A 12133-nucleotide genomic window follows, 5' to 3' on the forward strand; every position below is an offset into this window, starting at 1 on the left:
ACTTCCAGCGTCTCCGCGGGGGAGGGCCGGCCAAGGTTGCTGGTCCTGGATGGCCACTCCATGGCGTTTAGGGCTTTCTACGCCCTTCCTGCCGAGAATTTCTCCACGGCCCGGGGTCAGTACACCAACGCGGTGCACGGTTTTACGTCCATGCTGATCAACTTGATCAAGGACCAGAAGCCCACGCATGTGGCTGTCGCTTTCGACGTTTCCGACGACACGACGTTCCGCAAGGCGGAGTACAGCGAGTACAAGGGCGGCCGAAACGCCACTCCGGCTGAGTTCGCCGGCCAGATAGGCCTCATTGCGCGGGTGATGGAGGCATGGGGCATCAAAACCATCGCCATGCCCGGATACGAGGCTGACGATGTCCTTGCGACGCTGGCCTCGCAGGCTGATGCTGCCGGTTTCGAGGTGCTGCTGGTTTCCGGTGACCGGGACGCCTTCCAGCTCATCAACGACAACGTTTTTGTGCTTTATCCGAAGCAGGGTGTCAGCAACATTCCCAAGATGGACGCGGCCGCCATCGAGGAGAAGTACTTCGTTAAGCCCGGTTTGTACTCCGACCTCGCCGCACTTGTCGGCGAATCCGCCGACAACCTGCCCGGCGTTCCAGGCGTTGGCCCCAAGACTGCGGCCAAGTGGATCAACCTCTATGGCGGCCTGGAAGGCATCCTGGAGAACCTTGACTCCATTGGAGGCAAGGTGGGCGGCGCGCTCAAGGAGAACCTGGAAAACGTCAAGCGCAACCGCAGGCTGAACCAGTTGCTCACGGACCTGGAGCTGCCCATCACATTGGAGGATCTCCACGAACCGCGTCCTGACCGGCAGGCCATCGAAGAGCTTTTTGAAGAGCTCGAATTCCGGACCCTCCGCACGCGCCTTTTCGACCTCTATGGTGACGACACAGCGGGGGCTGCTCCGGACACCATCGATGCCCCCGAGTTCGACTCACTCACGGATGCTTCCGGGCTGGAAGCCTTTTTCACCGCCGGATCCGGCATGCGTTCGGCCCTGGCCGTGCAGATGGTCCCCGGCCGGGTGGGTGAGGACGCCAGTGCCTTGGCCGTCGTCCGCGCCAACGGTGCAGCCTTCATTGAACTGACGGGCCTGGACGCCGAGGCCGAGGGAGTGTTGGCCCGCTGGCTGCGCGACCCCGAAGAAGCCAAAGTGCTGCACGAGTTCAAGGCGGCACTTAAGGCCCTACACAACCGTGGCCTCGGCCTGGAAGGGGTCGTGGATGACACGTCCATCTCCGGGTACCTCATCCAGCCCGACCGCCGCAGCTACGACCTCGCCGAACTCGCACAGGTCCATCTCAAAATCTCCCTGGCCACGGCCGCTTCCCAGTCCGGACAGCTGGAACTCGACCTCTCCGGTGATACGGACCAGGCTGCCGCTGCCGCGCTCGTCCAGCATGCCGCCGTCGTGCACGCGCTCAGCAAGCACTTCGAAAAGGAGCTTGCAGACCGCAAAGCCGACGCCCTGCTGACCACGCTGGAACTTCCAGTGGCGCGCGTCCTGGCCCAAATGGAACTGACGGGCATCTTCGTCTCCACGGACCGCATGGATGAACAGCTGGCGGACCTCACCAAGGTGATCCAGACCGCCCAGGAACAGGCGTTTGCGGCTATCGGGCATGAGGTGAACCTCGGTTCGCCCAAGCAGCTGCAGACAGTCCTGTTCGAGGAACTGGGCCTGCCCAAGACCAAGAAGATCAAGTCCGGCTACACCACGGACGCTGCCTCGCTCAAGGCTCTGCTTGAAAAGACCGGCCACGAGTTCCTGGTCCAGCTCATGGCGCACCGAGAGTCGTCCAAGCTGGCACAGATGGTGGAGACGCTGAAGAAGTCCGTCGCTGACGATGGGCGAATCCACACCACCTACGCGCAGAACATCGCCGCCACCGGCCGTATCTCGTCCAACAACCCGAATCTGCAGAACATCCCGGTCCGCAGCGAAGAGGGGCGCCGGGTCCGCGGTATTTTCGTGGTGGGCGAAGGTTACGAGTGCTTGTTGTCCGCTGACTATTCGCAGATCGAAATGCGGATCATGGCCCACCTTTCGGGCGATGAGGCATTGATCCAGGCGTACCGGGACGGCGAAGACCTTCACCGCTTTGTGGGCTCGCGGATCTTCAACGTCGCGCCGGCAGAAGTCACCAGCGCCATGCGCTCCAAGGTCAAGGCAATGTCGTACGGGCTGGCCTACGGCCTCACCTCCTTCGGCCTGTCCAAGCAATTGGAGATTTCCGTCGATGAGGCCCGGACGCTCATGAAGGACTACTTTGACCGCTTCGGTGGTGTCCGGGACTACCTGAGGGGCGTCGTGGACCAGGCCAGGACCGACGGCTACACCGCCACCATCGAAGGCCGCCGCCGCTACCTGCCGGATCTGACCAGCACCAACCGCCAGGCCAGGGAAGCAGCAGAGCGGATCGCCTTGAACTCGCCGATCCAGGGCTCCGCTGCCGACCTCATCAAGCGGGCCATGCTGGGGGTATCGGCCGAGCTCGCCAGCCAGGGCCTGAAGTCCCGCATGCTGCTGCAGGTCCACGACGAACTCGTCCTGGAAGTAGCGCCGGGGGAGCGCGAAGCCGTGGAGAAACTGGTCATCGAACAAATGGGCTCTGCCGCGGACCTGTCAGTTCCGCTCGATGTCCAGATCGGCGTCGGATCAAGCTGGTACGAGGCCGGACACTAGCTTTCGAGTAACCGCTTGAGGGCGCGCCGCCGTGGTGGTGGCGCGCCCTCAGGCGTCTGGCTAGGCTCGAAGGCGTGGCTGATCCCAATGAAAGAAACTCCGAAAAGTACTCTGTCCAACGATTCCCTGTTGTCGCCGACAAGACTGACGAAGGCTACAGCCGTTGCACCACCTGGGTGCAGGCCGTCTCGCACGGCTTCCACCAGGAGCGGCGGGACGACGAATACCTGGCCAAAACCTTGGCTGCCTACCGGACCGACAAGCGCGAGCTGACCGGTGTCTATGTCAACGCGGACGTTCCCGATCATTCGCTCGGCGCGGATGTCCCGGTGGCCACCTATGCCACCATGCGCAAATCTCTCAACATCGGCTACGGGCGCCAGCTGGAGTCCAACCTGATTACTGCCGTAACCGTCCGTGGAACCCACAGGCGCAACGGAATCCTCCGCGGCATGATCACTGCCGACCTGCAGGGCGCCAAGGACGACGGCCTCGCCATGGCGGCGCTCACGGCCTCCGAAGGTTCCATTTACGGACGATTCGGCTTTGGTGTGGCCACTTTTGAACGCAGCATCAAAGTCGACACCGGTCCGCGATTCCGGCTCAAGGGACAGCCTGAAGGCGTCGTCGAAGTCGCCGATCCTTCAGTCCTCCTGGACGTTGCGCCAGAGGTCTTTGAGCGGGTCCAGCGGCTTTCTCCGGGTTCGGTCGACAGGCAGGAGTACTACCGCTTGGTGGCATCCGGTTCAATCGGCCATGACGGCAAGCCCGATGCCTCCGTGCGTTGCGCCTTGCATTACGACCCCTCCGGAACATTGGATGGCTACGTTTCCTACCGCTTCAAGGGCTGGGACCACAAGCCGTACACCATGGAAATCGTGGACCTCGTTGCCGCAACCAACGCCGGCTACCGCGACTTGTGGCGCTTCCTGGGCAGCATCGACCTCATCGACGAAGTCACGTGGGCCGAGGCCCCCGTGGATGATCCGCTGGCATGGGCGCTCGAGGACCAGAGATGCATTGAGGCTTCCGAAGTCCGTGACATGCTGTGGCTCAGGATCCTGGATACCCAGGCCGCTTTGGAGGCCCGGAAGTTCCCTGCAGCCGGCCGCCTGGTTATTGAGGTCACCGACTCCTTGGGCTTGGCGGGCGGCACCTGGCTTCTGGAATCCGACGGCGGTGCTGCCGCCGTCGTCAAGGATGCTTCGGGTGAGACGCCGGACCTCAGCATGGACGCCGCAGGCCTCGCCTCCATTTACCTGGGTGCGGTATCGCCGGTGACGCTGGCAGCCGCCGGCCGCATCCGCGAGAACACCCCGGGCGCCGCGTTCCTGGCCCAGCAGTTGTTCACAGTGGAACGTTCCGCTCACTGTCTGACACACTTCTAGGCAGTACCACTTCACTACAACCACATAGTTACAACGTCAGTAAGGACATCCATGGGGGATTCCAAGCGGCGGCCATTGGCTGGCCGGCGATCAGTGCTGCTTGGAATGGCAGGTTTGGCAACTGCTGTCCTGGCAGGATGTGCAGACAGCGGGACCGGGTCCTTGACGGGCGCTCCTGAAAAGGATGTGGCAACGGAGCAATTGCGGCCAACCGGTCCCGCCACGCCGCCTCCGTCCGTCTCTGCCAAGTCGAGCGAACAGGCTGCAGCCGCCCTCGCGCAGCCGACCATGAAGCCCCCGGCGGTGCCGGACAAACAAAAAATCCTTGCTGAGTTTGCAGGCAGGCAGCCCAAGGAATGGGGACTGCATGTCACCGGAGTCGTCAACGACTCTCCGGCCAAGCAAGTGGCCTTGACGTTCGATGCGTGCGGCGGGCCGGGGGGTTCAGGGTGCGACCATGAACTGCTGCAGACCCTGCGCAAGCTCCACGTACCCGCCACACTCTTCGTCAACAGCCGCTGGATCCAGGCCAATCCCGGACTTTCCGCGGAGCTGGCAGCGGACCCGCTGTTCGAACTGGCCAACCACGGGACATCACACCTTCCGTTGTCGGTCAGCGGCAAGTCAGCCTATGGGATCACCGGAACGGCCACAGCGTCCGCGGCGTACGACGAACTCATGGGCAACCAGGCAATCATGCAGGACACTTTCGGGAAGTCCCCGCGGTTCTTCCGTCCGGGAACGGCCTTTTACGACGACGTCACGGCCGCCATGACGCGCAGGCTCGGCATGCTGCCGGTCAACTTTACTGTCAACGGCGACGGCGGCGCGACCTTTCCGGCGGCCACCGTCGCCACCGAGGTGGGCCGGGTCGGGCCCGGAGACATTGTCATTTCGCACTTCAACAAGCCGGCGGGAGCAACGGCGGAAGGCTATGGGCGCGCCTTGCCGCGGTTGCTGGACAAGGGTATTTCCTTCGCGCGGCTCGGGGATGTCCTGAAGCCATAACACCGCTTTTGACCCTGCTTTGCCAATACGACTAGAATAAACGGGCGTGTACTACGTGCATGCATCCATTTTGTACTAATCCACAAATCAGGATGACCCGGCGCTTTGCCGTGTTCTGCCGTCCGGACCCGGGCGGCAGCGGTTTGCCTGACCGACTAACTATCCACAACGGAGCCCCTACTACATGACCATCACCTCCACCGAGAAGCCCGGTACCCCCGTAGTCGCCATTAACGACATCGGTACCGCTGAGGACTTCCTCGCAGCTGTCGACGCCACCATCAAGTACTTCAACGACGGAGACCTCGTCGAAGGTACCGTCGTCAAGGTCGACCGCGACGAAGTTCTGCTCGACATCGGTTACAAGACCGAAGGTGTCATCCCTTCCCGCGAGCTTTCCATCAAGCACGATGTTGATCCCGGTGACGTTGTCGCCGTTGGCGATCAGGTCGAAGCTTTGGTTCTCACCAAGGAAGACAAAGAAGGCCGTCTGATCCTCTCCAAGAAGCGTGCTCAGTACGAGCGTGCCTGGGGCGACATCGAGAAGGTCAAGGAAGAAGACGGCGTCGTTACCGGTACCGTCATCGAGGTTGTCAAGGGTGGCCTCATCCTGGACATCGGCCTGCGCGGCTTCCTGCCCGCATCCCTCGTCGAGATGCGTCGCGTCCGCGACCTCGCTCCGTACATCGGTCAGCAGATCGAAGCCAAGATCATCGAGCTCGACAAGAACCGCAACAACGTTGTTCTGTCCCGCCGTGCATGGCTCGAGCAGACCCAGTCCGAGGTTCGCTCCACGTTCCTCAACAAGCTGGAAAAGGGCCAGGTTCGTCCGGGCGTTGTTTCCTCCATCGTCAACTTCGGTGCATTCGTGGACCTGGGCGGCGTAGACGGCCTCGTTCACGTTTCCGAGCTGTCCTGGAAGCACATCGACCACCCGTCCGAGGTTGTCGAGGTTGGCCAGGAAGTCACCGTCGAGGTCCTCGAAGTGGATCTGGACCGCGAGCGTGTCTCCCTGTCGCTCAAGGCTACGCAGGAAGATCCGTGGCAGACCTTCGCCCGCACCCACGCCCTCGGCCAGGTTGTTCCGGGTAAGGTCACCAAGCTGGTTCCGTTCGGTGCGTTCGTTCGCGTCGAAGACGGCATCGAAGGCCTCGTCCACATCTCCGAGCTGGCTGTCCGCCACGTGGAGCTCGCCGAGCAGGTTGTCTCCGTTGGCGACGAACTGTTCGTCAAGGTCATCGACATCGACCTCGAGCGTCGTCGCATCTCCCTCTCCCTCAAGCAGGCCAACGAGGGCGTGGACGCTGACAGCACCGAGTTCGATCCCGCTCTGTACGGCATGGCCGCTGAGTACGACGAAGAGGGCAACTACAAGTACCCTGAGGGCTTCGACCCCGAGTCGAACGAATGGCTCGAAGGCTACGAGACCCAGCGCGCCGCTTGGGAGCAGCAGTACGCTGACGCCCAGACCCGTTGGGAAGCCCACAAGAAGCAGGTTGCCCAGCACGCTGCCGACGACGCTGCTGCTGCAACGTCCGGTGAGAGCGATTCCGGCACCACCAGCTACTCCTCGGAGCCGGCTGCTGCTGAGTCCAACGCTGGCACCCTGGCGTCCGACGAAGCACTCGCCGCACTGCGCGAGAAGCTGACCGGCAACTAATTCCGCCGCCCTCACGGGATGTGCTGAATAGCCAAAGAAGGACCCCTGCCTCCGGGCGGGGGTCCTTCTGTTTTGCGGTCAATCTGTTGGCGCATTCTTAGGCCGGAACGTCAATCCATTCGGTACCCTCGGGACGGAGCAGTGAGCTGCCTGCGGTTAGTGCCGCCACCCGGGCGTGGGCATCGCCAATCTCAGTGGCTGAGTCCTCCAACGCTATGCGCAGGACCGCATGCCGTGCTTCATACGAGGTTTCAGCCATGACATATCCGGCATTCCGGAGTTCGTTCTCCAAACGCCCGGCTTCGGCATGGGCGACCTCTACGGCGCAGAGCCGCAGACGCCGTCGCTGAACCAGGGGAGCCAGGTCCAGGGCCGTCGAGACCGATTCCGAATAGGCGCGGACCAGCCCGCCCGCCCCCAGCAGAATTCCGCCGAAATAGCGTACGACGACGGCAGCGACGTCGCTGAGGTCGGTCACCCCGGGCGCCGACTCACGTTTGATAAGGGCTTCGAGCATCGGTATGCCCGCGGTACCGGAGGGTTCGCCGTCGTCGTTCGATCGCTGGATCATCCGGTCCGGTCCGATGACGAACGCCGAGCAGTGGTGGCGGGCGTCGTGGAACTCGCGCCGCAGCCCGGCCACCAACGCGCGCGCGGAATCCTCATCCGGCACCCTGCGGAGCACGGTGATGAAACGCGACCGCCGGATTTCCAGTTCGTGGCGGAAGTCGGGCCCTGCCCGGAGCGTCGTGTACCGGGTCGCACGGCTTTCTTCCTCAATTTCCACCGCTTCAGTCTAGTGTTGAGGGGTGCTGAAAATCGGACTGACGGGCGGCATCGCCTCAGGCAAATCGTTGGTGGCATCCAGGCTCCGAGAGCTGGGGGCACTGCTCATAGACGCGGATGTTATCGCCCGGCAAGTAGTGGAACCCGGGACACCGGGGCTGGAACAGGTTGTTGAAGCCTTCGGTCCTGGCATCCTGGATCACGACGGCGGGCTCGACCGGCCGAAGCTGGGTTCCATCGTGTTCCGCGAACCGGCTCAGCGCGAAATCCTGAACGCCATCGTCCACCCGCTCGTCCGCAAGTCCGCGACCGCCGTCATGAACAGCGCCGGTGCGGGTGACATCGTGGTGCAGGACATCCCGCTGCTGGTGGAAACCGGACAGGGCAGCACCTTCCACCTGGTGCTGGTAGTGGATGCGCCTGATGAGCTGCGTGTCCAACGGATGGTGGAGCTTCGAGGCATGACGCCGGAGGACGCGCGTTCCCGCATGGCCGCGCAGGCCTCCAGGGCGGAGCGCCAAGCTGCAGCCGACGTCATCCTGGACAATTCCGGCAGTCGGGAGGATCTACTTGCCGCGGTTGATGCACTGTGGGAGCGGCGTCTGGTGCCTTTTGCGGAAAACATCAAGAGTGGTGTCCGCGCGCCCCGGACAGATGGCCCCGTCCTTGTTGCCCCGAATGGGGAATGGGCACGGCAGGCCGAACGGCTGGCAGCCCGCGTCGCCCTGGCCGCTCCGGATGCGATTCTGGCCGTTGACCATATCGGCTCAACCTCTGTGCCGGGCCTGGCCGCGAAGGATGTCATCGACCTTCAACTGACAGTGTGCGATCTCGAGACGGCCGACCGGATCTCGCCCCTGCTTGGCGCAGCCGGATTCCCAGCAGTGCAGCACGTTCGCGGGGACACCCCGAAGCCCTCCCACCCTTCTCCGGAATCCTGGCAAAAGCGCTTCCATGCCAACGCCGATCCCGGCAGGGCTGTGAACCTTCACGTTCGGAAGGCTGGATCGCCCGGCTGGTATTACGCCCTGTTGTTCCGGGACTGGCTGCGCGCCGACCCTGCAGCCCGCGCTGAGTATGAGGCCCACAAACGCGGCCTGGCCGGGGCCCATGCGGGGGACAAGGACAGTGCAGCCTATGCCGAAGCCAAAGAGCCGTGGTTCACTGACGTGGCGTGGCCGCAGATGGAGGAGTGGGCCAAACGCACCGGCTGGGCACCGCCGTCGTATTCATCTTCCGCTGAGCGCAAACGCGGACAGTAGCTGTCCGGGGTCGGGGGTAGATTTGATGTATGAGCCTTGCCCAGGAAATCAACCGTGTCGTCGCACCCTTTGAAGTTGTCAGTGACTATAAGCCCGCAGGCGACCAGCCAACCGCCATCGCAGAGTTGACCGAACGCATCAACAACGGTGAGAAGGACGTAGTCCTCCTTGGTGCCACGGGTACGGGCAAGAGCGCCACCACGGCATGGCTCATCGAGCAGGTCCAGCGGCCTACCTTGGTGATGGTGCAGAACAAGACCCTGGCGGCGCAGCTGGCCAACGAGTTCCGGGAGCTCCTGCCGAACAACGCGGTTGAGTACTTCGTTTCGTATTACGACTACTACCAGCCGGAAGCGTATGTGGCCCAGACGGACACCTTCATCGAGAAGGACTCCTCCATCAACGAGGAAGTCGAACGGCTGCGCCACTCTGCCACCAACGCATTGCTGACCCGCCGCGATGTCATCGTGGTGGCAACCGTTTCCTGCATCTACGGCTTGGGCACGCCCGAAGAGTACATCGCCGGGATGGTGACACTCCGGAAGGGAGCGGAAATGAACCGCGACCATCTCCTGCGGAAGTTTGTCTCCATGCAGTACGCCCGCAACGACATGGACTTTCACCGGGGAACCTTCCGGGTCCGCGGCGACACCGTGGAAATCATTCCCATGTACGAGGAACTCGCCATCAGGATTGAGTTCTTCGGCGATGAGATCGAGAACATCCAGACGCTCCATCCGCTGACTGGCGAGGTCATCCGGGAGGAGGAAGAGATGTACGTCTTCCCGGCCTCGCACTACGTGGCCGGCCCCGAACGGATGGCGCGGGCCATCAAGCGGATTGAAGACGAACTGGCGGACCGCCTGAAGGTCCTCGAGGCCCAGAACAAGCTGGTGGAAGCCCAGCGGCTCCGCATGCGGACCACCTATGACCTTGAAATGATGCAGCAGATGGGGTTCTGCAACGGCATCGAGAACTACTCGGTGCACATCGACGGCCGCGAGCCCGGGACGGCACCTCACTGCCTCCTGGACTACTTCCCGGATGACTTCCTGCTGGTGGTCGATGAATCGCACGTGACCATTCCGCAGATCGGCGCCATGTACGAAGGCGACATGTCCCGGAAGCGAAACCTCGTGGACTTCGGCTTCCGGTTGCCCTCTGCCATGGATAACCGGCCCCTGAAATGGGACGAATTCCTTGAGCGCATCGGCCAGACGGTCTACCTCTCGGCCACTCCCGGAAAGTACGAGCTCGGCAAGGCCGATGGCTATGTGCAACAGATTATCCGACCCACGGGCCTCATCGACCCCGAGGTGGTGGTCAAACCCACCAAGGGCCAGATCGACGACCTGCTGGGGGAGATCCGAATCCGCACGGAGAAGAACGAGCGCGTTCTTGTGACCACCTTGACCAAGCGGATGGCCGAGGACCTGACCGATTACCTTGTGGGACACGGCATCAAGGTGGAGTACCTGCACTCGGACGTCGACACCTTGAGGCGTGTGGAGCTGCTCCGGGAACTGCGCATGGGTGTCTTCGATGTCCTGGTGGGCATCAACCTGCTCCGGGAAGGCCTTGACCTTCCGGAGGTCTCCTTGGTGAGTATCCTCGACGCCGATAAGGAAGGCTTCCTGCGTTCCTCCACGTCGCTGATCCAGACCATCGGCCGTGCCGCCCGTAACGTGTCGGGCCAGGTCCACATGTACGCCGACCGGATCACGGACTCCATGGCGCACGCGATTGATGAGACCAACCGGCGCCGCGCCATCCAGGTCAAGTACAACACTGAGCACGGCATCGACCCGCAGCCCTTGCGCAAAAAAATCGCTGACATCACCGACCAGTTGGCCAAGGAAGACGCAGACACCCAGGAGCTGCTCAACAACAACCGGCTGGCCAAGGGCGGCAAACGCGGTAAGACCTCCGCGAAGGGTGCCGCAACTGTCCGGCAGGACGGCCTTGCAGCAGCGCCGGCGGAGGATTTGGTGGGCCTCATCGAACAGCTCACGGAACAAATGCATGGTGCAGCCGCCGAACTCCAGTTCGAGGTCGCGGCAAGGATCCGTGACGAAGTCAAGGAGTTGAAGCGCGAATTACGGCAGATGCAGTCCGCCGGTCACGCCTAGGGTAAGGTTTAAGCCACGTAGGGGAGTATCCCAAGCGCTAGGTTCGTCAGCACGCAAGGCATGGTTGCCTCGCCGGGCCTAGCGGGTCGCCATGTCAGAGCATCAAACGCTCCAAGGCGGCCGGAGAGACTTACACCGTTTTCCCGTACCCTGCGAAAGGCCCTTTAATGGAGCTCCCTGTCTGGTTCGAGGTCGGCTCGTTTGTCGTCCTCGGAATTATCCTCGCTGTCGACCTGCTGTTGGTCGTCAAGCGCCCCCACGAACCCTCGATGAAGGAAGCCGGCCTGTGGGTCGCTTTCTACGTGGCCTTGGCCATGGTGTTCGCCGGAGCCATGTTCTATTTCACGGGCCCCGAGTACGGAAGCCAGTTCATTGCGGGCTGGGTGACTGAATACAGCCTCAGCATCGACAACCTGTTCGTGTTCATCATCATCATGGCCCGGTTCGCTGTGCCCCGTAAGTACCAGCAGGAAGTGCTGATGGTGGGCATCATCATCGCCTTGGTGCTCCGAGGTATCTTCATCGCCCTGGGCGCCGTGGTGATCGAACAGTTCAGCTGGGTGTTCTACATCTTCGGCGCTTTCCTTCTGTGGACCGCCTGGAAGCAAGCCAAGGACTCCGGTGAGGATGAGGAAGAAGGGGCCGAGAACCCCTTGATTGCCCGCCTTCGCAGGGTGCTTCCCATGTCTGAGAAGTTCGACGGCGGCAAGTTGCGGACCACTGTCAACGGCAAGAAGGTCTTCACCCCCATGCTGATCGTCTTCGTGACCATCGGCCTGACCGACCTCTTGTTCGCCGTGGACTCCATCCCCGCGATCTTCGGCCTGACCCAAAGTGCCTTCATCGTTTTCACAGCCAACATTTTCGCGTTGATGGGCCTTCGTCAGCTCTACTTCCTGTTGGGCGGACTCATGACCCGCTTGGTCTATCTGAAGCACGCCTTGTCGGTAATCCTGGCGTTCATCGGCGTCAAGCTTGTCCTGCACGCCATGCATGTCAACGAACTTCCCTTCATCAACGGCGGCCACCACATCGAGTGGGCTCCGGAGATCCCCACGTACGTGTCGCTGGCGGTCATCGTCGGTACCATCGTCGTGGCCGTAGTGGCCAGCCTTCTCAGCCCCGCAGCACGCCAGGCCAAGATTGATGCCCGGCTTGAGGAAGACGCACGAAAGAGCTTGAGCGAAGCAGAGTAAC

The 12133-nt window shown here is 62.3% G+C and carries 8 protein-coding genes; 7 read left to right on the top strand and 1 reads right to left on the bottom strand.

The genetic code is table 11. The features are described 5' to 3' along the window. The first annotated feature begins 60 nt into the window (after window positions 1-60). From polA to rpsA, 4 genes are all read left to right on the top strand, one after another. Entirely contained in the window at window positions 61-2703 is a 2643-nt protein-coding gene (gene polA, locus HMI60_RS02725) for a DNA polymerase I (RefSeq protein WP_255520266.1), read from the top strand. Between the two features lie 74 nt (window positions 2704-2777). Then, window positions 2778-4091 (top strand): GNAT family N-acetyltransferase, encoded by a 1314-nt coding sequence (locus HMI60_RS02730; protein WP_193590518.1) that lies wholly within the window; start codon window positions 2778-2780, stop codon window positions 4089-4091. 51 nt (window positions 4092-4142) lie between these two features. Continuing rightward, window positions 4143-5099, top strand: coding sequence for a polysaccharide deacetylase family protein (locus HMI60_RS02735; protein WP_193590519.1), 957 nt, complete (start codon window positions 4143-4145; stop codon window positions 5097-5099). 184 nt (window positions 5100-5283) lie between these two features. Continuing rightward, window positions 5284-6759, top strand: a complete 1476-nt coding sequence (gene rpsA, locus HMI60_RS02740) for a 30S ribosomal protein S1 (RefSeq protein WP_011774756.1) — start codon at window positions 5284-5286, stop codon at window positions 6757-6759. 97 nt (window positions 6760-6856) lie between these two features. On the opposite strand, the gene HMI60_RS02745 is transcribed toward rpsA, so the two are convergent. Next, window positions 6857-7546, bottom strand: a complete 690-nt coding sequence (locus tag HMI60_RS02745) for a YigZ family protein (RefSeq protein ID WP_193590520.1) — start codon at window positions 7544-7546, stop codon at window positions 6857-6859. A 22-nt stretch (window positions 7547-7568) separates the two neighbouring features. On the opposite strand from HMI60_RS02745, the gene coaE reads away from it, so the two are divergent. The 3 genes from coaE to HMI60_RS02760 all read left to right on the top strand — a co-directional run bounded on the left by coaE (window position 7569) and on the right by HMI60_RS02760 (window position 12132). Continuing rightward, the gene (coaE, locus tag HMI60_RS02750) at window positions 7569-8807 is read left to right on the top strand and encodes a dephospho-CoA kinase (protein WP_193590521.1); all 1239 of its coding nucleotides are present in this window, start codon (window positions 7569-7571) and stop codon (window positions 8805-8807) included. A 29-nt stretch (window positions 8808-8836) separates the two neighbouring features. Beyond that, complete coding sequence (uvrB, locus tag HMI60_RS02755; RefSeq protein WP_018777539.1) at window positions 8837-10936, top strand: excinuclease ABC subunit UvrB; 2100 nt, start codon at window positions 8837-8839, stop codon at window positions 10934-10936. 167 nt (window positions 10937-11103) lie between these two features. After that, window positions 11104-12132, top strand: a complete 1029-nt coding sequence (locus tag HMI60_RS02760; protein WP_018777540.1) for a TerC family protein — start codon at window positions 11104-11106, stop codon at window positions 12130-12132. Window position 12133 lies beyond the last annotated feature (1 nt).

It is taken from the genome of Paenarthrobacter sp. YJN-D, from assembly GCF_015040335.1.
GTDB classification, from domain to species: Bacteria; Actinomycetota; Actinomycetes; order Actinomycetales; family Micrococcaceae; genus Arthrobacter; species Arthrobacter nicotinovorans.

What these genes read in the sequence shown, in the direction of transcription:
- polA (WP_255520266.1), top strand. Translation starts at nt 61, where the DNA reads ATGGCGTTTAGGGCTTTCTACGCCCTTCCTGCCGAGAATTTCTCCACG.
- HMI60_RS02735 (WP_193590519.1), top strand. Translation starts at nt 4,143, where the DNA reads ATGGGGGATTCCAAGCGGCGGCCATTGGCTGGCCGGCGATCAGTGCTG.
- rpsA (WP_011774756.1), top strand. Translation starts at nt 5,284, where the DNA reads ATGACCATCACCTCCACCGAGAAGCCCGGTACCCCCGTAGTCGCCATT.
- uvrB (WP_018777539.1), top strand. Translation starts at nt 8,837, where the DNA reads ATGAGCCTTGCCCAGGAAATCAACCGTGTCGTCGCACCCTTTGAAGTT.
- HMI60_RS02760 (WP_018777540.1), top strand. Translation starts at nt 11,104, where the DNA reads ATGGAGCTCCCTGTCTGGTTCGAGGTCGGCTCGTTTGTCGTCCTCGGA.